Origin of the sequence: Streptomyces sp. ITFR-21 (genome assembly GCF_031844685.1) — a bacterium.
Taxonomy (GTDB): Bacteria; Actinomycetota; Actinomycetes; order Streptomycetales; family Streptomycetaceae; genus Actinacidiphila.
Genome location: NZ_CP134605.1, coordinates 975,795 through 1,000,904 on the forward strand (window position 1 = coordinate 975,795; position 25,110 = coordinate 1,000,904).

The 25,110-nt window shown below is 71.5% G+C and carries 19 protein-coding genes and 1 pseudogene; 10 read left to right on the top strand and 10 right to left on the bottom strand.

What is annotated here, in order from left to right:
* Nucleotides 1–27: 27 nt before the first annotated feature.
* Nucleotides 28–642 (bottom strand): annotated as a pseudogene (locus tag RLT57_RS04415) (transcriptional regulator); the annotation flags it as partial.
* Between the two features lie 144 nt (nucleotides 643–786).
* Between RLT57_RS04415 and RLT57_RS04420 the strand changes: the two are divergent.
* Together RLT57_RS04420 and gap are read left to right on the top strand one after the other, a co-directional pair.
* Nucleotides 787–1,734: a GlxA family transcriptional regulator gene (locus tag RLT57_RS04420; RefSeq protein ID WP_311296046.1), complete on the top strand. Its 948-nt coding sequence runs from the start codon at nucleotides 787–789 to the stop codon at nucleotides 1,732–1,734.
* Nucleotides 1,735–1,996: 262 nt separating this feature from the next.
* Nucleotides 1,997–3,013 (top strand): type I glyceraldehyde-3-phosphate dehydrogenase, encoded by a 1,017-nt coding sequence (gene gap / locus RLT57_RS04425; RefSeq protein WP_311296047.1) that lies wholly within the window; start codon nucleotides 1,997–1,999, stop codon nucleotides 3,011–3,013.
* A 259-nt stretch (nucleotides 3,014–3,272) separates the two neighbouring features.
* Here the strand turns inward: gap and RLT57_RS04430 are convergent, their stop codons facing one another.
* Both RLT57_RS04430 and RLT57_RS04435 read right to left on the bottom strand, forming a co-directional pair.
* Nucleotides 3,273–3,437 carry a hypothetical protein gene (locus RLT57_RS04430; RefSeq protein WP_399128014.1) on the bottom strand — a complete coding sequence of 55 codons (165 nt, stop codon included), beginning with the start codon at nucleotides 3,435–3,437 and terminating at the stop codon, nucleotides 3,273–3,275.
* A 208-nt stretch (nucleotides 3,438–3,645) separates the two neighbouring features.
* On the bottom strand, nucleotides 3,646–5,016 hold the full coding sequence (locus RLT57_RS04435; protein WP_311296048.1) for an IS701 family transposase: 1,371 nt from the start codon (nucleotides 5,014–5,016) through the stop codon (nucleotides 3,646–3,648).
* Nucleotides 5,017–5,567: 551 nt separating this feature from the next.
* Here RLT57_RS04435 and RLT57_RS04440 point away from each other — a divergent pair.
* Nucleotides 5,568–11,810, top strand: coding sequence for an RHS repeat-associated core domain-containing protein (locus RLT57_RS04440; protein ID WP_311296049.1), 6,243 nt, complete (start codon nucleotides 5,568–5,570; stop codon nucleotides 11,808–11,810).
* A gap of 128 nt (nucleotides 11,811–11,938) precedes the next feature.
* Entirely contained in the window at nucleotides 11,939–12,469 is a 531-nt protein-coding gene (locus RLT57_RS04445; protein ID WP_311296050.1) for a hypothetical protein, read from the top strand.
* Nucleotides 12,470–12,544: 75 nt separating this feature from the next.
* On the opposite strand, the gene RLT57_RS04450 is transcribed toward RLT57_RS04445, so the two are convergent.
* The 4 genes from RLT57_RS04450 to RLT57_RS04465 all read right to left on the bottom strand — a co-directional run bounded on the left by RLT57_RS04450 (nucleotide 12,545) and on the right by RLT57_RS04465 (nucleotide 15,277).
* Nucleotides 12,545–13,426 (bottom strand): IS3 family transposase, encoded by an 882-nt coding sequence (locus RLT57_RS04450; protein ID WP_311296051.1) that lies wholly within the window; start codon nucleotides 13,424–13,426, stop codon nucleotides 12,545–12,547.
* Nucleotides 13,423–13,722 carry a transposase gene (locus tag RLT57_RS04455; RefSeq protein ID WP_311296052.1) on the bottom strand — a complete coding sequence of 100 codons (300 nt, stop codon included), beginning with the start codon at nucleotides 13,720–13,722 and terminating at the stop codon, nucleotides 13,423–13,425. The genes RLT57_RS04450 and RLT57_RS04455 overlap by 4 nt, the downstream gene beginning before the upstream one ends.
* Before the next feature lie 375 nt (nucleotides 13,723–14,097).
* A complete protein-coding gene (locus tag RLT57_RS04460) occupies nucleotides 14,098–15,066 on the bottom strand; it encodes a pirin family protein (RefSeq protein WP_311296053.1) in 969 nt (322 codons plus the stop codon).
* A 37-nt stretch (nucleotides 15,067–15,103) separates the two neighbouring features.
* The gene (locus RLT57_RS04465; protein ID WP_311296054.1) at nucleotides 15,104–15,277 is read right to left on the bottom strand and encodes a hypothetical protein; all 174 of its coding nucleotides are present in this window, start codon (nucleotides 15,275–15,277) and stop codon (nucleotides 15,104–15,106) included.
* Between the two features lie 361 nt (nucleotides 15,278–15,638).
* On the opposite strand from RLT57_RS04465, the gene RLT57_RS04470 reads away from it, so the two are divergent.
* Nucleotides 15,639–16,616: a thaumatin family protein gene (locus tag RLT57_RS04470; protein WP_311296055.1), complete on the top strand. Its 978-nt coding sequence runs from the start codon at nucleotides 15,639–15,641 to the stop codon at nucleotides 16,614–16,616.
* An 82-nt stretch (nucleotides 16,617–16,698) separates the two neighbouring features.
* Here RLT57_RS04470 and RLT57_RS04475 read toward each other — a convergent pair whose 3' ends face one another.
* A complete protein-coding gene (locus RLT57_RS04475) occupies nucleotides 16,699–18,660 on the bottom strand; it encodes an acyclic terpene utilization AtuA family protein (protein ID WP_311296056.1) in 1,962 nt (653 codons plus the stop codon).
* Between the two features lie 156 nt (nucleotides 18,661–18,816).
* On the opposite strand from RLT57_RS04475, the gene RLT57_RS04480 reads away from it, so the two are divergent.
* The 3 genes from RLT57_RS04480 (at nucleotide 18,817) to RLT57_RS04490 (ending at nucleotide 20,326) form a co-directional block, all read left to right on the top strand.
* On the top strand, nucleotides 18,817–19,374 hold the full coding sequence (locus tag RLT57_RS04480) for an NUDIX hydrolase (protein ID WP_311296057.1): 558 nt from the start codon (nucleotides 18,817–18,819) through the stop codon (nucleotides 19,372–19,374).
* A 188-nt stretch (nucleotides 19,375–19,562) separates the two neighbouring features.
* Nucleotides 19,563–19,973, top strand: coding sequence for a YidH family protein (locus RLT57_RS04485; RefSeq protein WP_311296058.1), 411 nt, complete (start codon nucleotides 19,563–19,565; stop codon nucleotides 19,971–19,973).
* The gene (locus RLT57_RS04490) at nucleotides 19,973–20,326 is read left to right on the top strand and encodes a DUF202 domain-containing protein (RefSeq protein ID WP_311296059.1); all 354 of its coding nucleotides are present in this window, start codon (nucleotides 19,973–19,975) and stop codon (nucleotides 20,324–20,326) included. Before RLT57_RS04485 ends, RLT57_RS04490 begins: the two co-directional genes overlap by 1 nt.
* 97 nt (nucleotides 20,327–20,423) lie before the next feature.
* On the opposite strand, the gene RLT57_RS04495 is transcribed toward RLT57_RS04490, so the two are convergent.
* Nucleotides 20,424–20,699: a hypothetical protein gene (locus RLT57_RS04495; protein WP_311296060.1), complete on the bottom strand. Its 276-nt coding sequence runs from the start codon at nucleotides 20,697–20,699 to the stop codon at nucleotides 20,424–20,426.
* Between the two features lie 1,194 nt (nucleotides 20,700–21,893).
* On the opposite strand from RLT57_RS04495, the gene RLT57_RS04500 reads away from it, so the two are divergent.
* Entirely contained in the window at nucleotides 21,894–22,406 is a 513-nt protein-coding gene (locus RLT57_RS04500) for a gluconokinase (RefSeq protein WP_311296061.1), read from the top strand.
* A 177-nt stretch (nucleotides 22,407–22,583) separates the two neighbouring features.
* Here RLT57_RS04500 and RLT57_RS04505 read toward each other — a convergent pair whose 3' ends face one another.
* Nucleotides 22,584–23,882, bottom strand: coding sequence for a glucarate dehydratase family protein (locus RLT57_RS04505; RefSeq protein WP_311296062.1), 1,299 nt, complete (start codon nucleotides 23,880–23,882; stop codon nucleotides 22,584–22,586).
* Nucleotides 23,883–24,057: 175 nt separating this feature from the next.
* Here RLT57_RS04505 and RLT57_RS04510 point away from each other — a divergent pair, with 175 nt between their 5' ends.
* Nucleotides 24,058–25,110 carry a phosphotransferase family protein gene (locus tag RLT57_RS04510; RefSeq protein ID WP_311296063.1) on the top strand — a complete coding sequence of 351 codons (1,053 nt, stop codon included), beginning with the start codon at nucleotides 24,058–24,060 and terminating at the stop codon, nucleotides 25,108–25,110.

Below are 25,110 nucleotides of genomic sequence, written 5' to 3' on the forward strand. Positions count from 1 at the left end.
CGGGGGCACGCGCCCGGGACACGCGCGCTACGTGTAGGGCGGCCGGTCGCCCACCGCCGACAGCAGCTGGAGCTTGTCGTGGCTCTCGGTGCCGGGGGTCGCGGTGTGGACCGGGAGCGCCTGGGCGCCGTCGGCGTCGTACAGGACCTGGCAGTGGAGTTCGAGGAAGCCGAGGTCGGGGTAGTGGACGCGCTTGCGGCCGTCGTGGCGGCGCAGGCCGATCTCGTGAGCGCTCCACAGCGCGGCGAACTCCTCGCTGCGCGCCAGCAGCGCCTCGACGATCCGCCCGGCGCGGGAGTCGGCCCCCTGCCGGGAGTACCTGGCGCGCAGCTGCGAGGCGAAGAAGCGGCTGTGCTCGGGATGGTCGGCCTCGGGGCAGATGCGGCGGGCCCGCGGGTCGGTGAACCAGCGGTGCACCAGGCTGCGGTCCAGGCCGGTGAAGCCGGTCGCGTCGCCGAGCAGCGCGACCGCGGGCCGGGTCTGCGTCAGCGTCTCGGCGAGCGAGCTGACCACCTCGGCGGGCGTGTCCTGCAACCGGTCCAGGATCCGCATCATCCCGGGCGCGATGTGGTCGGCCCGCTGGGTCCGCCCCGGCGTGTTGTGGCCCGCCATCCGGAACAGGTGGTCGCGCTCGTCCAGCGCTCCCGCTCGGAAGGGCCCGGGGCCGGCGCGGCGCCCGCCGAAGGGGTGGCAGGATACTTGCGGCAGATGCCATGGAGGCCACGGCGAGAACGGGTGCGCGCCCGTTCCCCGGCGGCGGGGGCGCGGAGCACCGGAGGAGACGAGATGAGCCGGAAGAACCACCGTGTCGCCGTACTCCTGCTCGAAGGGGCGAAGCCGCTCGACGTCGGGATTCCGGCGCAGGTGTTCTCCAATCGGCCGAGCATGCCCTACGAGGTGCGGGTCTGCGGGCCCGCGCCCGGGATGGTGACCGGCGGCGACGGCCTCTCGTACCACGTGGCCGAGGGCCTGGACGCCTTCGAGCACGCCGACACCGTCTTCGTCCCCGGCTACCGGGAGCCCGCGGTCACCGAGCCGCCGGCAGCGGTCGTCGAGGCGCTCCTGGCCGCCCACGAGCGCGGCACCCGGCTCGCCGCCATTTCGACCGGCGCCTTCGCGCTGGCGGCGGCGGGCCTGCTCGACGGCAAGCGGGCGACGACCCACTGGCACTACACGAAGGCACTGGCCGCCAAGCACCCGCACGTTCTGGTGGACGAGAACGTGCTGTTCGTAGACGAGGGCGGCGTGCTGACGTCGGCGGGCGCCGCGTCCGGCATCGATCTATGCCTGCACCTGGTGCGGCGCGACCACGGCGTCGGGCTCTCCAACCACGTGGCGAGGCGGCTGGTGGCGGCGCCCTATCGCAGCGGAGGGCAGGCGCAGTACGTTCCCCGCAGCCTGCCCGAGCCGCTCGGCGACCTGTTCGCGAGTACGCGCGAGTGGGCGCTGGCGCACCTCGCCGAACCGCTGACCCTGGAGACGCTCGCACGCAACGCGAAGGTGTCGGCGCGCACCTTCTCCCGGCGGTTCGTGCAGGACACGGGCTACACGCCGATGCAGTGGGTGCTCCGGGCGCGGCTGGACTTCGCCCGCGAGCTGCTGGAACGCAGCGACCTGGGCGTGGAGCAGATCGCCGACCGCGTGGGGCTCGGCACCGGCGCCAATCTGCGCCTGCACTTCCACCGCGTGCTCGGCACCTCCCCGACGGAGTACCGCCACACCTTCTCGGCCTGATCGCTCCGATCGGCCCGAGCGCTCCGCCGCTCCCCGCGCGGTCTGTTCCGCGCTCGCGCGCCGGGCACGAGGTCCGCTCCCGGCCGGCGCGCCGGCCCGCTGGTCCCGCCGGGCCGGCGGGGGTGGCGGGATCCTTGCGGACGGTGGCAGAAGGTACGGCGAGATCCTTGCGCATGCTGCCGTTCGGGCCACTGTCGGCCGGGCACGCGGGCGCCGAGCATGGAGGGCGGGACGAAGCACAACGCAACGAGAAGGAGCCGCCATGACCCGCATCGCCGTCAACGGATTCGGCCGCATCGGACGCAGCACCCTCCGCGCCCTGATCGAGCGCGGCAGCGACCTCGAAGTGGTCGCCGTCAACGACCTCACCGCCCCCGAGACCCTCGCCCACCTGCTCAGGTACGACAGTTCGGCCGGCCGCCTGGACCGCCCGGTCGAGGTCGACGGCACCGACCTGGTGGTCGACGGCCGCCGCATCACGGTACTCGCCGAACGCGAGCCCGCCCGGCTGCCGTGGGCCGAGCTCGGTGTCGACGTCGTACTGGAGGCGACGGGACGCTTCACCGCCGCGGACGCCGCCCGCGCGCACCTGCGGGCCGGCGCCGGACGCGTGCTGGTCGGCGCCCCCAGCGAGGGCGCCGACGTGACGCTCGCCTACGGCGTGAACACGGACGCCTACCGGCCCGCCGAGCACCTGATCGTCTCGAACGCCTCGTGCACCACCAACGCGCTGGCGCCGCTGGCCTCCGTGCTGGACGACCTGGCCGGCATCGAGCACGCCTTCATGACCACGGTGCACGCCTACACCCAGGAGCAGAACCTGCAGGACGGCCCCCACCGCGACCTGCGGCGCGCCCGCGCCGCAGGGGTGAACATCGTGCCCACCACCACCGGCGCCGCCAAGGCCATCGGGCTGGTACTGCCGAACCTCGACGGCAAGCTGTCAGGCGACTCGATCCGCGTCCCCGTCCCGGTCGGCTCGCTCGTGGAGCTCAACACCACGGTCGCACGCGAGGTCACCCGCGACGACGTCCTCGCGGCCTACCGCGCCGCGGCCGACGGCGGACTCAAGGGCATCCTCGAATACGCCGACGAGCCGCTGGTCTCCAGTGACATCACCGGCCGGCCGGCGTCCTCGGTCTTCGACTCCGCCCTCACCCGTGTCACCGGCAAGCACGTCAAGGTGGTGGCCTGGTACGACAACGAGTGGGGCTTCTCCAACCGGGTCGTCGACACCCTTGAGCTGCTCGCGGCAGGAGCCCCGGGCGCCACGGCGTAACGCGTACGGGCAGCGGGGCGGTGGCGCGTACGGGCAGCGGGGAGGACCTCTCCGCTGCCGTCGCCGGGGTCGCCGACCGACCCCGGCGGCCCGGAGCCGCCGGACCCGCCGACCCTGCGCCGCGCACGCCGCCACACCCCGGCCCGGCCCGGCGCCCGCGGCGGCGTACGACAACCCACCCCCGGCGCCCGCGGCGGCGTACGACAACCCGCGCCGGGTGCCGGCGCTCAGCTCAGCACCCCGCGTCAGCGCGCCCTCGTCAGCGTTCGCGCCCCCGTGCCTTGAGCGGGGTCACCGGCAGCTGCGGTGCCGGCAGGCGGGGGCCGGCGTAGCCGTGGACGTCGCCGAAGCGCTGTCCTTCCTGCCAGGCGGTGCGGGCCTCGGTGATCTCCTCGGGGGTGCGGGCCGCGAAGTTCCACCACATACCACGTGATCCGGGACTTCGCCCAGGTCAGGACCTGGGTTGACGATCTGCCGTCAGCAAATCGTCAGCATCGGTCCAGGAGGTGGCGCGGCTATGGTCGCCGGCACGACGTCCAAGAAGCTTGCCCGTGGCATGGGTTCCTTCTTCAAAGAGTGCGAGCACAGTCACGGCAGCTGTAGTTCCTTGATCGGTGGGTCATCGTTGCTGGTCAAGCGGTTGCTGCGGCGGTGATGTTGTTCCAGCGGCGGTGGGCTTCGGCGGCCTGGTGCTGGTGGTGGCGGCGCCAGGCAGACCAGTGCAGGACGTGCTCGCGGTCGCGTCGGGGGCTGGGCAGAGCGGTGATCCGCAGCAACCGCAGGATCTCGCGGACGCTGGGCGGGATGAGCCGGTGGCCCGGGGGTGCCGCGATGGTGGTGCGGGCGTGAGTGACGGCGAGGACGGCGGTGGCGGGCATGCTGATCAGGGTCCAGCGCATCCAGGAGTTCCAGCTGGTCGTCTGGCCCTGGTCCAGGCCGGCTACTCCCTTGGCGAGCTGGAAGTCCTTCTCGACCCGCCGCCTGCGGCACACCACATCCACGAGACTCGCCAGGGCGACGGGGGCGACGGGGGCGACGGAGTGGCAGCGGTAGAAGGACAGTTCGCGGGTGTAGCGGTGGCGGCGGACCAGCACGACGGAGTGCCCGGCATCCTGGCCGCCGGGGGTGTCGCGGCCGTCGGGCGTGTCGTTGCTGCGGATGTCGAGCATGGCCCAGTCGTAGTGGCGATCGCCCTTGGGGCTGTGGCCGGTGCGCATGCGCATCCAGTTCCGTTTCGGGACGCGGGCGGCGAGTTCGGTCACGGTCAGGCGGCCGACGGCGGTGTCCACGCGGTGGTCGGCGCGGACGGCCAAGACGTAGTCGAAGCCGAGCGTTCGCGCGGTGCGGCGAAGTTCAAGGCCTCCGTAGACCTCGTCGCCGGCCAGCCACCGGGCCGGTATGCCCAGGGCACGGACGCGCTGGAGCATAGCGGCGGCCAGTTGTGGCTTGGTGGCGAACTCGATGTCGTCCGGAACGCCGGTCAGCAGACGGCGTTCTTCGTCGGCGGCCCAGTCCGCCCCGAGGCAGAGGGCGCGGTCGATCGGGGCGTGTCCACGGGCGGTGGCGTAGGTGAGGTGGACGGCGACTTGGCACAAACCGATCCCGCCCAGGGCTCCGGAGTACTGCCTGGCCGCCCCGACGCAGTCGGCCGAGGACTTCTCGTCGCCGGTCTCGTCCACCACCAGCACCGCCTGGCCGTCGGCGAGTTCGCCGGCGGTCCACATCGCGATCCGGTCTCGGGCGGTGTCGTGGTCGACGCCCGCGCGGGACAGGAAGTGCTGCAGCCGGTGGGTGCCGGAGTGTCCGAGTGCCTCGGCCAGAGTCCAGCAGTTACGGGTGTCCTGCTCCATCAGCATCGCCTCGCACATCTCCCGGGCCGGAGCGCGGGGTTCACGGCGTCCGAAACAGTCCGTGATCCGGCCGGTCACCGCCCCAAGCGCAGCCGTCCACTCCCGCTCGGCTATCGTGGCCTCCACGGCCACCTGCTCTTGATACGTCGTCACAAACGTTCATGATCACGGTGGCCGTACCCATGCCCGCAGCCACCCCGGCCCGCTGACCAGCTACGAAGCCCTACCGGCCGGAACCACAGCCGCCGTGTCAGACTTGCGGCACATCGAAGCTCCTGTGGTTCGAGGCTACTTGGAGGTCACCTCGTCCAACCGGAGCTTCGTTGCGTTCGTGACGGGCCAATCCCACCCTCCTGCCCACCGTGACCTGCAGACTCAACCCTCGCGGGGACTTTGAGACGCCCCTGGGCCGTGGGCCAGGGGCAACCTTTCCGGCCAGAATCCGGGCACTCTTTCGCTCCGATGTTTAAGCTCTAGATAAAGGAATGGAATATTCCGGCTCCACAGAAATTCCATAGAATGCGAACTGTCTGATTCGTATATGTATTGCGATCTTTACTGTCTCTTCTGGTCGGTCCCCGCTCCGTGGGACCGGCAGGCATCGATGGAGGAGATGTATGAGCAGGCGTGGGGGGGCTTGGCACGCGCGTGCCTGGCCGAGTCCGGGGTGGGGTCTGACGCGGTCGTTGGCGTCGGTGCTGGTGATGGCCTTGGCCGTCGGGGCGTTGGACGGTGCGAAGGCGGCCATCGCCGCGCCCGGCAAGCCGGTGCGTCACGAGAAGGCCTCGGCGCGGTACGCGAGTTCGGCGGCTGATATCCCGTCGGCGCGGGTGGCGGCGCGGTTGTCGGGCCGGCGGGTGGAGGCGCTCTCGGAGCGGACCGAGACGTCGACGACGTGGGTGAACGCCGATGGTTCGCTGACCAGTGAGATCTACGCTGGACCGATCCGGTTCCGGCGGGACGGCAAGTGGCGTGCGGTTGATCTGGATCTGGTGGCCGCGGCCGACGGCAGCGTGGCGCCCGAGGGGCATCCGGAGGGCCTGAAGCTGGCGGGCGGCGGTGGGACCGTCGTGCGGTCGCTGGCCGCGGGCCGGAGTGCGGCGGCGCGTGATCTGGTGACGTTGGGCAGTGGTGACCAGCGGATCGCGTTGCAGTGGAAGGGTGGTCTGCCGACGCCGGTGCTGAATGGCACGCGTGCTACGTATCCCGGTGCGATACCCGGTGGTGACGTGGTCGTCGAGGCTACGCGGACCGGTTTCGAGCAGTTCGTGGACATCGACCAGCGGCCCGCGCAGGACGGGTACGCGTACACGCTGCCGCTGAAGGCGAAGAGGCTGACGGCAAAGCAACTGGCTGACGGCAGTGTGGTGTTCACCGACGCCAAGGGACACAAGCAGGCGACGATGCCGGCGCCGGTGATGTGGGACGCGGCCGTGGACCCGGCCTCCGGCCTGCACACCCACCGGGCGCCGGTGAAGCTCCAGGTGGTCAAGGACGGCGTCGACAAGGGCGCCGTCGACCTGGTGTTCACCCCCGACGCCGCGTTCCTAGCCGATCCGGCGACGAAGTTCCCGGTGACGGTGGACCCGTCGACGGGTGCGATGTCGAACCTGTTCGACACCTACGTCCAGCAGGGCGTCACGACGGACGAGTCGACCGACACCGAGCTGGACCTCGGTAATCCGGGGACGACGAACTCCGACGGCACGCCGCGTACCGCCCGGTCGTTCATCACCTGGAACACCGCGCCGTTCTCCAACGCCCTGGTGTCGAGTGCGACGTTGAGCCTGTGGAACTTCCACTCGGGCAACACCGACTGCGCGGCGTATCCGTGGGAGGTATGGGCTACCGGTGCGCCGTCGACGTCGTCGCGGTGGACGGCGCAGCCGACATGGAACGAGAAGGAGGCGACGTCTACGCAGACCCGCGGCAACCCTGCCTGTACGGGGTCTCCGGACGGGTGGGTGCCTGCCGACGTCACCAACCTGGCTCAGGTGTGGGCGTCTGCTCAGAATGCGACCTCCAGCATGGGGCTGCGGGCTTCTTCGGAGTCGGTGGTGAGCCAATGGAAGCGGTTCAACTCGGCCAATGCCGCAACGAACCCGCCGAAGTTGGTCGTGACCTACAACTACCGGCCGAAGAATGGATCCGATCCACAGGCAGGTCCGCCGTTTTTCAAGGGCACTGGGGCCATGTGGTTCACCAACACCACGACCCCCACGCTTCGGGACACGTTCGCCGACCCCAACAACGACAAGGTCCAAGGAACGTTCCAGGTCGCGGACAACACCACGGGGACCCAGGTCGGCAGCAACCTGGCCTCGGCATTCGTACCGGCGGGCAAGCCTGTGTCCGTCACGGTGCCGTCCGGGCTGCTGACCAATGGCAAAGTCTACAAGTTCCGTAGCACTTCCTACGATGGGACCAGTTACAACCTGGGATGGGGGCCCTACACCACTTTCACTGTGGACACTGCGGCTCCTTCAGCGCCCGTGTCGATCACATCGACGGACTACCCGGCCATGAGCTGGGTGAAGGGAACCGGGCAACCGGGCATGTTCACGGTGGCGCCCCCGTCCGGAGAACAGACCGGGCTCGAGTGGTCCATCGACGACGGCGAGAACTGGAACAGCGTCGCCACCGGAGGCGCCACGACCCCGGTGACCATCACCGTCACACCGCAGCAGGCCGGTACGCAGACCTTGCAGGTGCGTACGACAGACCGGGCGGACAACAAGTCGGAAGCGCTCGAATACGACTTCCACGTAGGACCGGGTGCCATCACCCAGCCAGACGACGGAACCAGCACCGCGGCTCGTCTTCCGCTGGCCGCCGAAGCAGACAGCAGCAAGTACACGGCTGTGACGTTCTCCTGGCGGCGCGGTGACGCCACGGCCTGGTCGCCGGTCCCGGTCGGTGACATCACGGTCGCAGGGGCACCCCTCTCGGCATGGCCTGTTGCACTGAGTACGGGCAAAAGCCCTGCCCTCACCTGGAACGCCACACACACAGTCGACCCCGACGGGTCGGTCCAGGTACGCGCAGACTTCACCGGCCCCTCCGCCGCGGCCACGTCATCCGACCCGGTTGACGTTGTCGTGGACCGTACCGCTGACTACGCCGATACCGACGAGATCGGACCCGGCTCGCTGAACCTGCTCACGGGCGAGTTCACGCTCTCCGGGACCGACGCCTCGGTCTTCGACATGTCCGTCTCCCGCACAGCCTCATCCCGCTCGCCGCAGGCCGGCGCTCAGCAAGAGGGGCAGGCAGCGATCTTCGGGAAGGAATGGCTGGCCGGTACCAAGGCCAAGAAAGTCGACTCGGACTACACCCAGATCGTCAAGACATCCGCGACATCCCTCACCGTTACTCGGGCTGACGGATCCAAGGTCAGCTTCACATCACTGTCGGCCGGTGGATGGAAACCGCAGACCGGCGACGAAGACCTCACCCTGACCGGTTCGTTCAGCGCGTCGAACTTCGTCCTGTCCGACACCTTCGGAATCGTTACCACCTTCACCAAGGTCTCCGGCAGCTCCACCACGTGGACGATCAGCAGCGCTCTGGCGGACGGACTGGCCAACTCCACCACCACCACGGTCTCCGAAACGGCTCCCGGTGGGACCTTGAGCAGGCCGAAGCAGATCATTGCTGCCAATTCAGCCACCACCGTGGCCGCCTGTGCAGCGAACCCCGCCACCAAGGGCTGCCGGGTCCTGGACTTCGTTTACGCTACGGCGACTACAGCAACTTCCACGACCACGGGAGACTACAGCGAGCAGGTCTCGTCGTTGCGTCTGTGGGCCACCGCTCCCGGTGCCTCGGCATCCACCGCAACCCCTCTCGCCCAGTACGCCTACGACAGCAGCGGCCGGCTGAGGGAAGCCTGGGACCCTCGGATCACGCCCTCGTTGAAAACCCTGTACACCTACGACAGCGTCGGCAGGGTCGCCACAGTCACTCCAGCGGGAGAACTTCCCTTCACCTTCGCCTACGGCAACGCCGGCGGGACCCCGGCCTCCGGCGACGGCATGCTGGTGTCGGTTTCCCGTCCGACCCTCACGCCCGGCTCCGCATCGGCGACTAACGGAACCGCCACCACGAGCGTCGTCTACGGTGTCCCTCTGACCGGAGCCAAGGCCCCGATCGATCTCAGCGCCTCGGCTGCCGCAGCGTGGGGCCAGAGCGACCTGCCCACCGACGGTACGGCCATCTTCCCCGCCGACCAGGTCCCCTCCGACCACGGCGGCAGCAGCCTAGCCGCCACCAGCTACACCCGGGCAGACCTCCACTACCTGGATGTATCCGGCCGTGAAGTCGACTCTGCCGCGCCTGGTGGACACGTCGAGGTCTCCCAGTACGACCGGTTTGGCAACACGGTCCGATCGCTCACCGCGGCCAACCGTGCCCTGGCGCTCGGTACGTCCACCCAACAGCAGCAGCAGCTCACGGAACTCGGGATCATCAACCTGCCGTCCCGTGAACGGGCGCAACTGCTGTCCTCCACCAGTGTCTACAACACCGAAGGCAACCAGGAGCTCGAGACCTTCGGACCGATCCACGCGATCACTCTGCAAAGCGACCTTGTCAGCTCCGGCACCACCTATGCGACCGCCGGAACACAGGTGATCGCACGACAGCACACCCTCAACACATACGACGAGGGCCGGCCGACCGACGGGACCGCCACCGTGGCGGACATGGAAACCCGTCAGACCACCGGCGCACAACCGCGATCATGGCCGACTCTCCTGGCCGACAGCCGGGTCACCACCACTGGCTACGACTGGGTTAAGGGCCTGGCCACCACGGCCGTCCAGGACCCCACCGGCCTGGCCCTCACCACCCGCACCGCATACGACGACCAGGGCCGCGTCACCAAGAGCTCCTCTCCGGCATCCAACGGAGCCGACGCCGGAACCACCATCAGCACGTACTACAGCGCCGACGGCACAGCGCCCTGCGGCCAGCACCCCGAATGGGCCGACGAACTCTGCCAGACCTCGTCCGCGGCACCGACCACCGGAGGCGGCACCAATCCTGCCGACCGACCGGTGACAACCACTGAATACGGACTCTACGGCCAGCCCGTCAAAACCACCGTCAGTGCCGGCGGTTCCACCCGCACCACCACCATCGGCTACGACACCGCCGGCCGGCAGACCACCGTCACCGTCACCGGAGGTCTCGGTACCGCGCTGACCGCCACCACGACCCACTACGACCCGTCCATCGGACTGCCCAACGAGCAGGACGCGGCCACGGGCGAGAAGCTCACCTCGTCCTTCGACCAACTCGGCCGGACCATCGCCTACACCGACACCGACGGGTCGATCACCACTACCCGCTACGACGCCCTCGATCGACCCACCAGCGTCACCGACAGCGCCCCATCAACCACCACCTACACCTACGACACGGCAATCGACCCACGCGGCGCTGCCACCTCGATGACCGACTCCGCCGCCGGCAGCTTCACCGCCCGCTACGACGACAACGGGAACATAGCCACCCAAACCCTTCCGGGCGGCTACACATTCACCCAGGAGCGGGACACCACCGACACCCCGGTCAGCCGCGTCTACACCCGCACCAGCGACAACACCGTCGTCCTCTCCGACGGCATCACAACCACCGTCAACGGACAGACAGCGACACACACCGGCACTCCCGGCATCACTGCCGCTCAGGACTACACCTACGACAGCGCCGGCCGACTCAACGGGGTCCACGACAGTACCCCGGACGGCGTCTGCACCACCCGCTCCTACACCCTCGACAGGAACTCCAACCGCACCGGCCTGGCCACTACCGCCTCGGCCGTCAACGAAGACTGCCCGAGCGCCGGAACCGCAGTCATCTCCCGCTACGACAGCGCGGACCGCCTGGTCAACACCGGCTACACCTACGACGCCTTCGGCCGCACCACAGCCATGCCCGGTGCGTCCCTGGCCTACTACACCAACGACCTCCTCCAGCAGGAAACGGCCGGTACGCAGCGTCAAACCTGGACTCTGGACCCTGCACAGCGCTACCGCACCACCACCACGGAGACGAACGCGGCCGGGACCTGGACCGCCAACGTAACCAGGACCAACCACTACGACTCCGACAGCGACAGCCCCCGCTGGATCACCGAAGGAACAGCCGGACCCGTCACCCGCAACGTCACCGCGCTCGACGACTCCCTCGCCGCGACCACCAGCGCCGGCCAGATCGTTCTCCAACTCAGCAATCTCCACGGAGACGTCAATCTCCAACTGCCTCTGGATGCCTCGGTCGCCCCTGTCGTACAGGACACCGACGAGTACGGAAACCCGCGCAGCGCAAGCACCGCCCGTTACGGCTGGCACGGCGCAGAGCAACGCTCCGCAGAGACACCCACCGGGATCATCCTGATGGGAGTACGCCCCTACGCCCCGGCCATCGGCCGATTCCTCACCACCGACCCCGTCGCGGGTGGTAGTTGCAACGCCTACGAGTACGCCTGCGCCGACCCCCAGAACAACAGCGACCTGACCGGCACTTCGACCAAGAGCCGCACCCAGTCGCACTGCACCACCTACTCGTGCGTCGCGATAACCCGCACCTGCGACAGCAAGCACAGATGCTCGATCAACATCTGGATATCGTTCCGCAAGAAATTCCGAACGGCCTGGATCGAGACCTTCACCTGGTCGTTCTACAGCAACGGCTTCTACGTGAAGAAGAACACGTACTCCCACTCGGAGTTCGGCACCTACCGGTTCCACGGCTACTGGTACACCAACCGGGACAGCAAGGGGCGTGGATCGTTCTGGTGCATCAAGGGCTGGGTCAGCTGCTGGCTCGACCCCGGTGACACCGTTCTGGTCGAAGCCCATGGCATCGCCTGGCTCCTGGGCGGCATCAAGGTCTATTACAGTCTCGGCCAGTCCTTTTCAGGCGGGGGGCGCTACACGTAGCCATCATTGAGGCCACCTCGGGTCAGCGGGGGAGGCCAACCTCATAGACTGCACGGAAAACAGGTGCGGTCCGGCCGGGCACGGCCGGACCGCACCCTCCCGTCCCCGAGGACAGATATGGAAGAGCTGTGGCAGCGAAGCACCGCCCAGGCGACATGGACTCCGACCCGGCATTCACCGCCTGGCGGTCCCACCTCGAGGACTTCCTCGACCTCGACAGCCGCCACAGCGATGCTCGCCAGTGGCTGTGGGAGATCTTCACAACGCACGGGAGCATGCCTGATGAGCTGCTCGCGCCGCTCGTTCTCGACCGACGCCGGCAGCTGACGGAAGACGCCTTGACGGCCCTCCTCGGCGAAGCCTCAACCGACCTCGGGCGCTCCGTCGAACTGCACCCGATGATCACCCTCCCGGACCAACGGGAGACGACCGGCCAAGTCGTCGTCTACATCGACGAGATCCTCTCGATCTCGCGTCTCGGGGTCTTCCAAGCGATCGCAGACGCCGTGCAGACCTACATCGGAGAACGGCTTCACCTCGTCTGGCCGGTGTGCGAAGAACACCACGTGGGAACCCATCCCGCTCCGACAGATTCCGGGGTGGACTGGAGGTGCTCCATCGGCGACCACACTGCCCGGACCAGCTTCGCTCCCGTATAAGGGATCTCTTCGTGCTAGTACCGGAAAGCACTCAGCCCTGTAGTGAAGTTTCCCCGTGATCTCGGACACTCGTTGTTACGCGGCGTGGGTGTGTCGTTGTCGGGTCTCGTGCGGGGTCAGGTAGCCCCAGGTGGGGTGTTTGCGTAGTCGGCGGCTGTTGTAGAAGGTCTCGATGTAGGAGAACACCGCGGCTCGGGTGGTGGCCCGGTCGGGCCAGGTTCGGGTGCCGATCTCGGCCTTCAGGACCGCCCAGAAGCTCTCGGCGGCAGCGTTGTCATAGCACGAGCCGGTGCGTCCGGTGCTCGCTCTCATGCCCAGGCTGGCTATCTCGCTGCGGAATTGGGTTGAGGTGTATTCGCTGCCGCGGTCTGTGTGCGCGATGCAACCGGGCTCCAGGCGGCTGCGTCCGTGGGCCATGCGCAGGGCGTCGATGACCAGGTCGGCGCGGTGGTGGTCGGCCATCGACCAGCCGACGACCTCGCGGGTGGCCAGGTCCAGCCAGCTGGCCAGGTAGAGCCAGCCCTGCTCGGTGGGCAGGTAGGTGATGTCGCCGACCAGGCGGGTTCCGGGGCGGGCAGCGGTGAAGTCACGGCTGATCAGGTCCGGTGCGGGCCGGGCCTTGTTGTCCGGGCGGGTCAGCGACCGGCGCCGGCGGCGGGTGATCCCGGCGATGCCTCGTTCGCGCATCCGCCGCTCGACACGCTTGCGGTTCACGCCGTGGCCCAGCCGCCGCAACTCGGCGTGGACGCGCGGGACGCCGTAGGCGCCCCTGGAAGCCAGGTGGACCACGGTGATGTCGTGCGCGAGCGCATCGTCGGCACGCAGGCGCGCACGCCGGGCTTGTTCGCCGTCGGCCCAGGCGTAGAAGGAGGAGCGGTGCACGCCGAGGATGCGGCACAGCAAGGAGACCGGGTAGGAGGCCTTCTCCGCCGCGGTGAACCGGTAGACCTCGCTCACCGGTCGCTCTCCCGCGCGAAGAAGGCCGTCGCTTTTTTCAGGACCTCGATGGTCTTCTGCTGTTCGAGGTTCTGCCGGCGCAGGCGGCGCAGTTCCTCGTGCTCAGCGCTGGTCAGCTCGCCCGGACTGCCCTCACCGCGGTCGACCTTGTCCTGCTTGACCCAAGCCCGCAGACCCTCCGGGCTGACCCCCAGGTCCCGGGCCACCTCGGTGACCGTCTTGCTGGAGGAGCGGGCCAACGCCACCGCGTCCCGCTTGAACTCCTCCGAGTACCGCTTGCCCTGCTTGTTGCTCACCTGGCTTCTACTTCCTCTGGAACCTCACGTCCCAGTTTCCAGGTGTCCAAGTCAACGGGGAAGCTTCAACGTCGGCGTCTCCCCCTGTAGGTGACAACGGGTAGACAAAACGAGCCGGTCCGTCGGACGCAATTCAGATGGCGGCTCAGCCTTAACGTCGGCGACAAGAACTGACGCCTCGTCACAGAAGTCAGCATGAGGTCAGCATCAGGTCTGGCACGCCTGGATACAAACCATCACACCCGCGATTCGCCGAACCGATCGGGCCACGCCCCAGTACACCTTCAGAATCAGGGTCGATGACGTCTCGATACCATCCCGGCACTGCCGTAGGTCGACGAGCCATGGTGGCTTCTCTGGTCAAAAAAGCACAGGTCAGCGCTCCCGGCCGCGCGGTTTCAGCGGAGTTGACGGGAGGGCCGGCGCCGTCAGACGCTCGCCGTTGTAGCCGTGGACCTCGCCGAAGCGATCGCCCTTGTGCCAGTCCTCACGGGCTCTTCTGATGTCATCAGCAGATCGTCCCACGAAGTTCCACCACATGAGGAGGTGCTCCTCGAAGGGCTCGCCGCCCAGCAGCACCAGGGAGCTGGGGGTGTCGGCGGCCAGCGGGAGGGCGCTGCGGCCGGCGCCGAGGTAGAGCAGGGAACCGGGGGCGAGGCGGACGCCGTCGACCTCGGCCGCACCGGACATGGTCAGGGCCGCGTACTCGAAGTCCGGCTGGAGCGGCAGCCGGGCGCGGGTGCCGGCGGCCAGGTCGACGTCGGCGCCGACGAGGGGCGAGTAGGTCGTACCGGGAGACCGCGCGCCGTCGAGTTCGCCGAGGATGACGGTGGCCCGCAGACCGTTGCCGCCGCTGATCTCGGGCAGCCCGGCGTGGTGCTCGAAGGCGGGCGCGCAGTGCCGGTCGGCGTCCGGGAGCGCCACCCACAGCTGGGCGCCGTGCAGAGAGCGGGCGTGCTCGCGGGGGGACTCCTCGCTGTGCGCGATCGCCCGCCCGGACGTCATCAGCCCCAGCTCGCGGGGACGTACCGTCTGCTCGCTGCCGAGGCTGTCGCGGTGCAGCACCTCGCCCTCGTGCAGCCAGCTCACCGTCTGCAGACCGATGTGCGGGTGCGGCGGCACCTGCATACCGGGCTGCCGGGCGATGTCGTCGGGCCCGTAATGGTCGATGAAACACCAGGCGCCGACCATCCGGCGGCCGAGGTTCGGCAGTAGCCGGCGGACCTCGGTGCTCTCCCCGAGGGCGACGGTACGGGCGGCGAGCAGTTCGCGGACCGGGGCGGCGGACACGTCCTCGCGTCCGCCGCACTCCGTGGCCGCCGGTTTCACGTCGAGGTTGCTCATGCCCCGATCATGCCCCGCCCGGTGCGTGGAGCGGGAGTCACATCGCCGGGTGGACGCCGTGCACCAGGTCCCACGCCTCGCTGGTGTACATCTCGCGGTCCCCCACCGTCAGCTCGGGGAAGTAGTCCTTGAGCCGGGTGACGACCTGCTGCTCCGATGCGTGGCAGTCCCGCAGCAGGGGGTTCGCCTTGCGCACAACGTCGGCTTCCATGCGTCTCGCCCCTCGCAGACTTCCGCGGGCCCCACTCCCTCGGACGGAACCCATGATGACTCTCCGAATGTCATTGTTCGGGTCATGGTTGGTCCTGGCTCTGCAAAAGATCCACCGCGTTTCCCCGACTCGCCGGGCCGCCTCGCGCGCACTCAGCTCAAACGGGCGGTGATCTGCTGGAACGAGCCGCCGGAGACATCCCCGGCCGCGGCTTCCGGCGCGCCGGCACGGGCGCAGGGCGGCCCGCCGCGGCGGATTTACGTTATCGGGGCGGAGCGCGGCCGGTCTCCGGTGCATGAGGTATGGAACGGCACGCAGCCGGCACCGGGCGCGGCCCTCGCGGGTTTGGGTGGTGGCGGCCGTGGTCGCCGCCGTGGCGGCGGTCGCGGTGATCGTCTGGCCGTCCGGTCCGGAGCGGTCACCGGGCGCGAACGAGCGGAGCGCGGTCGGCGCCGGCCCGTCGGCGGCGTCCTCCAACGGCCCCGGGTCGGAGCTGGACCGCTCGGCCCGCCCGAGCCCGACGGGCGAGGCGCAGTCCACCCCGGGCAAGCTGCCGAAGCCGGCCGGGAACGCGGCGGCCGCGCCGCGCGGCATCACGAAGAAGGCCGCGCCGAGGAAGCCGACGGCCACCACCGCCCCACCGCCCGCCGCGATGCCCGCCGCCCCGGCCGGACAGCGCAGCATCACCCTGGTCAACCGGACCCAGCAGGTCGTGTGGGCCGTCGTCACCGACTCCCCCGCCTATCCCGGGGGCCGCAGGCTCCAGCCCGGCCAGAGCACGTCGCTGACCGTCGGCAACTCCTGGGGCGGGCGGATCTGGGGCCGCACCGGCTGCGCGGGCGATGCCTCGGGGTCCTGCCTGACCGGCGACTGCACCACCGGCTGCGGCGGGCCGACCACCCCGACCACGCTCGGCGAGTTCACCCTGAACTCCTTCGACGGCATGGACTTCTACGACGTCAGCATGGTCGACGGCTCCAACCTGCCGATGTACATCAACGTCTCGCACAGCACCGGCAGCGACCCGCTGACCGCCGACGGCTGCTACAAGGGCGCCTGCACCCAGCCGGTCGACTGCCCGGCCGCGATGGAGGCGAGGAACGACGACGGGCAGGTCATCGGCTGCAAGCCGCCCTGCGCCGCGTTCGGCGGCGACACCTATTGCTGCCGGGGCGCCTGGGCCGGGCGGGAGAACTGCGTGCCGTCCAAGTGGCCCGTGGACTACACCCAGGTCTTCAAGAAGGCCGAGCCGTACGCGTACTCCTACGCCTTCGACGACTCCGCCACCATGGCCTGCAAGGGGGGCTGCTATTACCGTGTCACCTTCGGCACCAGTTAACGCCCTCGAAGGCCCCCGCCCGCTCATCCCGGCCGCTCGCCCTTGCCGCAAGGCCCGCGCCCGCGCCGGTCAGCCGCGCCGGTCAGCCGCGCCCGGGGGCGGCGCCGGCCGCCGCCGGGTCCAGCAGCCGCTCGGGGATGTCGGCCAGGCGGCCCCGCAGCCGCTCGCCCAGCGCCTTGGCCTGCGGGTCCGCGCTGGTCGAGGCGGCGACGCCGTCGCCCAGCAGGCCGTGCACCACGAAGTTCAGCGCCCGGAGGTTGGCAAGTTCGTAGCGGCTCACCTGGAGCCGGGCGGTCTCCGGCAGCAGTCCGCGCAGCCTGGGGACGGCGAGGTATTCCCGCAGCCAGGCGTACGTCTCGTCGTCGGTCGCCCACAGGCCCACGTTGGCGTCGCCGCCTTTGTCGCCGGACCGCGCGCCGACCAGGGTGCCGAGCGGGAGCCGTACGGTACGGCCGCGGTACGCCCCGGACACCGCCGGACGGTCGGGGCGGGCCGGGCGGGCGGACAGCGGCGGTACGGGCGCCGGCGGTACGGCGTCCGCCCGCGGCGTACCGGGCCGCGGCACGGACGGTGCCGGCACCGGCACCGGCGACGCGGGCCCCGACCGTCCCGACCGCCCCGACGGCTCCGCCTGCTGCGAAGCCCGCGGCGCCGACGGCTGCTGGACGTCGGCCCGCGGCACGGGCAGGCGGGTGCCGTCGCCGAGCACCACGTGCGAGGGGACCTCCGCGGCCGGGACCAGGGCCGGCCAGTAGACGCCGTACTCGGTCGCCTTGGGCGCGGCGTGTTCCAGGTGGAGCCCCGGGTAGCCGGCCAGCGCGGTGCCGGCGACGGCGGCGAAGAAGCCGCGCCCCACGGTCTCCGGGTCGGCGTCCTTGACGGTGAGGGTGAGGCGGTCCGCCTCGCCGCCGTGCTCGCGCCGCAGGTCGTACGCGGCGAAGCCGCCGGGCCCGCCGGTGGCGTCGAGCAGCATGGCCTCGGCGAAGTCGGCCTTGGCGTCGAGATCGAGGCCGGTGAGCACGCAGGTCGCCGCGCTGCGGTAGCCGCCGCGGTGGTTGAGGCAGACCTTGAGGGTGGCGGGCGCGGAGTCGCCGGCGACCGGCCCGACGGCCACCCGGTCGGGGCCCTGCCGGGTGAGCGCCACGGTGTCGAAGCGGGCCACCACGTCGGCGTTGAGGTAGGAGGGGTGGCCGATCTCGTAGAGCAGTTGGGCGGTGACGGTGCCGACGGTGACCGCGCCGCCGGTGCCGGGGTGCTTGGTGATGACGCTGGAGCCGTCGGCGTGCACTTCGGCGATCGGGAAGCCGGGGTGCACCGGGTCGGGGATTTCGGTGAAGAAGGAGTAGTTGCCGCCGGTGGCCTGGGTCCCGCATTCGATGATGTGGCCCGCGGTGACCGCGCCGGCCAGCCGGTCCCAGTCGTCGAGCGCCCAGCCGAAGGCCCAGGCGGCGGGTCCGACGACCAGCGAGGCGTCGGTGGCCCGGCCGCAGATCACCACGTCGGCGCCGGCCCGCAGCGCCTCGGCGATGCCCCAGCCGCCGAGATAGGCGTTGGCGGTGACCGGGGTCACGCCGGCGCCGGCCAGCGGGCGGCCGTCGGCCAGGTGGGCGAGGTCGTGGCCGCGGGCCTGGAGTCCGGGCAGCCGGTCCAGCAGGTCGTCGCCCTCGACGTGGGCGACGGACGGGTGCAGGCCGCCGGGCGCGGCGGCTTCACGGAGCCTGCGGGCCAGGCCCGCCGGGTTGAGGCCGCCCGCGCTGGCCACGATCTTGATGCCGCGGTCCAGGCAGGTGCCGAGCACGTCCCGCATCTGGGCGAGGAAGGAGACCGCGTAGCCGCCGTCGGGGTCGCGCTGCCGGGCCTTCCACAGCAGCAGCATGGTCAGTTCGGCGAGGTAGTCGCCGGTCAGGACGTCGATCGGACCGCCCTCGACCATCTCCCGGGCCGCCGAGAGCCGGTCGCCGTAGTAGCCGGAGCAGTTGGCGATCCGCAGCGGCGCCCCCGGCGGACGCGCACCCGGCCCGCGCACCCTCGCCGTATCGCTCACCGTGGGCTCCCGTCGCTTCTCTTCCGGTCTCTTCCGGTCTCTTCCGGGATCCTTCCGGGATCCTTCCGGGTCACTGACCGGCACGATCATCTTGCCCGGCCCGGCGCCGCGCAAGGCCACGGGTAACACCCGCACGGCGGATGGTTCAATCACCGGATGAGTGACACGAGCAGCCTGCCGCCGGAGCCCGAGGGCCTGTTGTCGGCCGACGAGATCATCGACATCGTGGACGAGCACGACCGGGTGGTCGGGCAGTCGCCGCGCGGGGTGGCGTACGAGCGCGGGCTGCGCCACCGCTGCGCGTTCATCCTGGTCCGGGACGCGCGGGAGCGGATCTTCGTGCACCGCAGGACCGCCCGCAAACTGGTCTTCCCCTCGCTGTACGACATGTTCGTCGGCGGTGTGGTCGGCGCGGGCGAGAGCTACGACGAGACGGCGCTGCGGGAGGCGGAGGAGGAGCTGGGGGTGCGCGGGCTGCCGCGGCCCGAGCCGCTGTTCAGGTTCCTCTACGAGGACGGTCCGCGCGCCTGGTGGTCGGCCGTCTACCAGGTGCGGTGCGAACTGCCGGTGTCCCCGCAGGTGGAGGAGGTGGCGTGGCACACCTTCCTCACCGAGGACGAGCTGACCGCCCGGCTGCCGGAGTGGGAGTGGGTGCCCGACGGCTTGGAGGCGTACCGCAGGCTGCTCGCGTGGCGCGCGGACGGCGGAAGGTGATCCCCGCCGGCGAAGGCGCCGGTCGCCCGGCGCGGCCCGCGGGCCGCGCCGGGCGTTGCGCCGTGACCCCCGCCCTTCGCCGGTCCCGGCCCGGCCCGCTCCTCCCCGCCCCTGGCGCCGTCGCCCGCGGCCGCCACGGCGGTCGGCGGGGCCCGGTGCCGGCCGGTCCGCCTGGTTAGGGTGGGCGGGTGAGCGCTACGGGCGGGCCGCGCGGGGTCCTGGACGCGGTACGGCTGTGGTTCGCGCCGGTCCGGGCGCGGCGGGAGGGCACGACGCCCGACTACCGCTTCTCGCTCGCCAACGAGCGCACCTTCCTCGCCTGGATCCGGACCGCCCTCGCCCTGGTCGGCGGCGGCTTCGCGGTCGACCAGTTCCTCACCGACCACCTCGCCCGCTGGGTCCGCGCGGCGCTGGCCCTGGCCCTGCTGGCGGGCGGCGTGACCTGCGCGCTGCGTGCGGTCAATCACTGGGTCCGCTGCGAACGCGCCATGCGGCAGGGCGCCGATCTGCCGGTCTCCCGCTTCCCTGCCGCGCTCGCCCTGCTGGTCGCGGTCCTGGCGGTGGCCATGGTGGCGGTCGTTCTCTTCGGCCGGGCGTGATGAGCCCGCGGGCCTTTCCGCCGCCGGACGACGGTCCCGCCGGTCGCGATCCGGACCGCGACCCGGGGCTCCAGCCGGAGCGGACCCAGCTGGCGTGGCGGCGTACGACGCTGTCCTGCGCGGTCGCGGCGGTGCTCGCGCTGCGCCAGGCGCTGCGCACCGGCGGCGGTCCGCTGCGGGCGGTCGCGGTCTGCCTGGTGCTGCTGGCCCTGGTGGCCTTCGGATGGCTCGCCCATGTGCGCATCCGGCGGCTGAGCGCCCGGCGCCCGCCCGCGATGCCGCTGTGGGCGGCGGTGTCGGTGCTGGGCTGCACGGTGGCACTCGCGGTGTTCGGCGCGGCGCTGGTCCTGTGACGCGTGGTTCCCTCCGGGCGTCCGGGTTCCGCCGGCCGGTCCGCGCCGGTGCGCCCCCCGCCCCGGGCCGCCCCGCACCGCGGGGCCGCCGCCGGGCTCAGCGGGCCCGGTGGCACAGGGCGCTCACCAGGGCCCGCACCTCCCGGTCGGCGAATCCCGGTCCGCCGGCGACGGTCCGCACCAAACCGTCCCGTACGGTACGGGTCCGGCCCGCCGCCACCAGCGCCCGCGCCTCGGCGAGCGCCTCGGGCAGCGCCTCGTGGTGCCAGGGCTCGGCCGCGGCCGGGTCGAACCGGCGGTCGGGCGGGAAGGAGCCGTGCAGCTTGGGCTGGTCGTTGCCGTACCAGCTCCACACCCGCCAGGGCAGCGACACGCTGACCACGTGCCCGGCGGGCAGGTGCGCGCCCAGCGGGCGGACTCCTGCGACTGCTGACAGCGGTCGGCGTGCGGGCTGCTCCGGCCGCGGACGGTCACCCCGACATAGCGCAGCTTGCGGCGGATCACCGCCCAGGGCTCGCGGCTTTCCTGGATCCAGGCGGCCAGTTCGCGGTGGACGGTGTCGAAGGTGGAGCCGCGGTAGACGATGTCCACGACGGCGAGCGGGCGTTTGCGGCGGGCCAGCGCGTACGGTTCGAGGCCGGCGGCGGCCGGGTGGTCGCGGAAGCGGCCCCGCTCGGGTTCGGCGAAGCGGGTCAACCGCCGGGCCGAGGTCGGCAGCCGGGTCAGCGCGCCCCGCCGGGCGGTGTCCTCGAGGGCGCCGGTGAGCAGGTCGTACATCGGGTCCAGCGACCGTCCGACGAAGCAGAGGTCGCCGGCGCGGGCACGGGCGAGCACCTTGCCGGTGCACACGGTGAGTTTTGGCAGGTGCCAGAGCGACGCCGGGCCGGTGCCGTCGGTGAGCGCGCCGAGCCGGTCCGGGGCGGCGCCTCCGTAAGAGGACAGGGTCCACCGGAACGGCTGCGGCGGGGACGGGCGTTCGGTCACCCGTCCAGTGCGGCAGCAGGGCCGGGCCCGTTCAACGGGTTTACGGACCGGCCGGGCGTCGGACGTACGCCCGCGGGTTGGCCGCCCGCGCCGCGGGCCGACGGCCGACGGCCACCGGGCGCCCGCCACCCGCCACCCGCCACCGGGCGCCCGGTACCCGGCCGCGCCACCGCCCGGCGCCTGACATCCGGCGCCTGTCCGCCCGCCGCTTCCACCGCGCCCGCGCCCCAGCCCGGCGACCGCCGCTGTGGGGGGATGCCTGGCTCGCGCAGCGCCCCGCCGCACGGCCTCCAGCAGCGGGACCGCCGCGCGGACCACCGTAGGCGGGACGCCCGTGGCGCGGCTCCGGTCCGTTGGTGCGCGGCACGGTCCCCGGCGGGCGCCTCCGGGAGGCGAGGGCCGGGCCGGAACGCCGGGCGGGCGGCTCGACTCGACTCGGCTCGGCCGTGTCGTATGTCTGTTGCGTCACCGGCTCTTGAATACGCCGTGCCTCTTCGTGTTCAGTGGTCGGCGCGTCCCGGAGCAGGCGCTTGCTGCCCCGTGGCTCCCCGACGGCCGGTCCGCCCAAGGAGGTAGGAGCGACATGGACGGCATATCCGCCCCGCGGCCCGTGGTCGCGGTGATGGGGGTGTCCGGTTCGGGCAAGTCCACGGTCGGCGGGCTGCTCGCGGAGCGCCTCGGAGTGCCCTACGCCGAGGCCGACGACTTCCACCCGCCCGCCAACGTCGCCAAGATGGCGGCCGGTCACCCGCTGGACGACGCGGACCGGGCGCCCTGGCTGGACGCCATCGCCGAGTGGGTCGCCGGTCGCGGCGACCGCGGCGGAGTGGTCAGCTGCTCGGCACTGCGGCGCCGCTACCGGGACCGGCTGCGGGCCGCCGCCCCTGCGCTGTTCTTCCTGCACCTGGACGGCCCACCGCGGTTGATCGCCGACCGGCTGGCGGCGCGGACGCGGCACTTCATGCCGCCCGGCCTGCTGGCCTCCCAGTTGGCGGCCCTGGAGGCGCTGGAACCGGACGAGGCCGGCGCGGTGGTGTCCGTCGAAGGCGGCCCGCAGGACATCGCCCGGCGCGCGCTGGCCGCGCTCCCCCGCTGACCCCGCCGCCGCAACCGCCCGCACCGCCCCGGAGCGGACCCGTGTCCGTGCTCGGCTTCGAGCGGCCCCTGAGGACCTGGCCGACGGGCGGGAGGCGGTCGGCCCGGCGGTGGCGCCGGGGTCGTGATGCCGCTGTCGCGGTGGCGGTGCGGGTTTGGCGGCCGTGCGGACCCGGCGCTACCAGCGGGGCACCGCCGGGGTCCGCCAGTCCGGGTCTGCCTCGCGCATCGCCGCGGCGTCGTCGCGGTCGCGCAGCGTCCCGTCGTCGTCCAGCCAGCGGCGGTGCAGGACGCCGAGGGCGCCGCGGTCGAGTTCCACCCCGAGGCCCGGGCGGTCGCTGACGGCGAGCCGGCCGCCGGTGAAGACGTGCCGCTCGGTGATCACGTCCTCGGTCTGCCACGGGTAGTGCGTGTCGCAGGCGTAGTCCAGGTTGGGCACGGTGGCCGCCACGTGGTTCATGGCGGCCAGGCTGATGCCCAGGTGGGTATTGGAGTGCATGGACAGGCCCACCCCGAACGTCCGGCAGACGGCGGCGAGTTGCTGGGTGCTGCGCAGGCCGCCCCAGTAGTGGTGGTCGCAGAGCACCACCTGGACGGCGCCGCGGGCGAACGCCTCCGGGATCTCGGCGAAGGTGGTCACGCACATGTTGGTGGCCAGCGGGACGCCGGCGCCGGCCGCGACCTCGGCCATCCGGCCGGTGCCGCCTGCCGGGTCCTCCAGGTACTCCAGGACGCCGGCGAGGTCGCGGGCCACCGCAAGCGAGGTCGCCACCGACCAGGCGCCGTTGGGGTCGAGCCGCAGCGGCCGGCCGGGGAACGCCTCGGCGAGGGCGCGGACCGCGGCGACCTCCTGCTCGGGCGGGAAGACGCCGCCCTTGAGCTTGAACGAGCCGAAGCCGTAGGTGTCGGCGAAGCGGCGGGCCTGGGCGACGACGCCGGCCGGGTCGAGGGCCGCGCCCCAGTCGTCGCTCTCGCCCCGGCCCAGCGGGTGGGCGGCGAACCGGTAGAAGAGGTAGGCGCTGTAGTCGACGCTGTCGCGGACCTTGCCGCCGAGCAGCGCGTGCACCGGCAGGCCGAGGGCCTTGCCGAGGGCGTCCAGGCAGGCCACCTCGAACCCGGAGACGACCGAGAGCCGCAGCTTGTCGGCGGTCTGGACGCCGCGCAGACCGCCGGCGGCCACCGAGTCGGAGGTGTCGGCCGGGTCGCCGCAGACCTGTTCCGCGAGGGCGGACAGGCCGTTCAGGTCGCTGACCGGGTGGCCGGGGAGCGCCTTGGCCAGCGGTGCGGCCAGGTCGAGATAGCGCGTGTCCCCGTATGTCTCACCGACCCCGGTCGTGCCGTCGGCGGTGACGGCCTCGATGACGAGCCGCGGCGTGTACGGCTGGTGGACGCCCTGGGTGTTGAGCAGCGGCGGGTCGGCGATGAGGATGGGGGTCAGCCGCACTTCGGCGACGGTGAGCGCTCCCGGAACGACCATTGTCCGCATATATGAATCCCGTTCACCCATGAGACCAGAGCCTAGGCGCGCGGGGCGGCGGCCGTCAATGCGGGGGACGCCGGGACACCCGTCCGGGATCTGGACCGCATACCGACCAGTCGGTATGATCGAGAGCGGCTTCCGTACCCCGCCGGCCGACCAGGAGCGAGCACGTATGACCGAGACCGACGACCCGCCGGGCCTGGACCTCGGCCGGCTGCGCGGCCACCTGGACCGGGAGCTCCCCGGGCTGGTGGCCGGCGGCCTGCGGGCCCGGCTCCTGGAGGGCGGCCGGTCCAACCTCACCTACGCCGTCACCGACGGCACCGGCAGCTGGGTGGTCCGCCGGCCACCGCTCGGCCACGTACTGGCCACCGCGCACGACATGGCCCGCGAGCACCGGGTGATCAGCGCCCTCGCCGGCACCCCGGTCCCGGTCCCCGGCACCCTGCTGCTCTGCACGGACCCGGAGGTCGTCGGCGCCCCCTTCTACGTGATGGAGTCGGTGCCCGGCACCCCGTACCGCGACGAGCGGCAGCTGCGGGCGATCGGGCCGGAGCGGACCAGGGCCGCCGTGCTCACCCTCACCGACACCCTGGTCGACCTGCACGCGGTGAACCCCGGCGCGGTGGGCCTGGCCGACTTCGGCCGCCCCGAGGGCTTCCTCGACCGCCAGCTGCGCCGCTGGGGCAAGCAGCTCGACGCCTCCCGCAGCCGTGAGCTGCCCGGCCTCGACGAGCTGCACGCCGGACTCGGCGCCGCCCCGCCCGCCTCCCCCGCCCCGGCGGTGGTACACGGCGACTACCGGCTGGACAACGTGCTGATCGACGACGGCGGCCGGCTCACCGCGGTCCTGGACTGGGAGATGTCCACCCTCGGCGACCCGCTCACCGACCTCGGCCTGCTGGTGATGTACGGCGAGCTGCGCGCCGAGGGCGCGGGGTCCGCCCCCGCCGTCGGCAGCGCCCCCGGCTACCCGGCCGGCGGTGAACTCGTCGAGCGGTACGCGCGCCGCTCCGGCCGTGACGTGTCCGCGATCGACTGGTACACCGCGTTCGCCTACTTCAAGCTCGCCGTGATCCTCGAAGGCATCCACTACCGCTGGACGCTCGGCCGGACGCTCGGCGCCGGATTCGAGCACATCGGCGACCTCGTCCCCGGCTTCATCGACCACGGCCTGCGCACCCTGGGGCGACGGCAGGTCCGACCCACCACAAGCGAGGGCTGA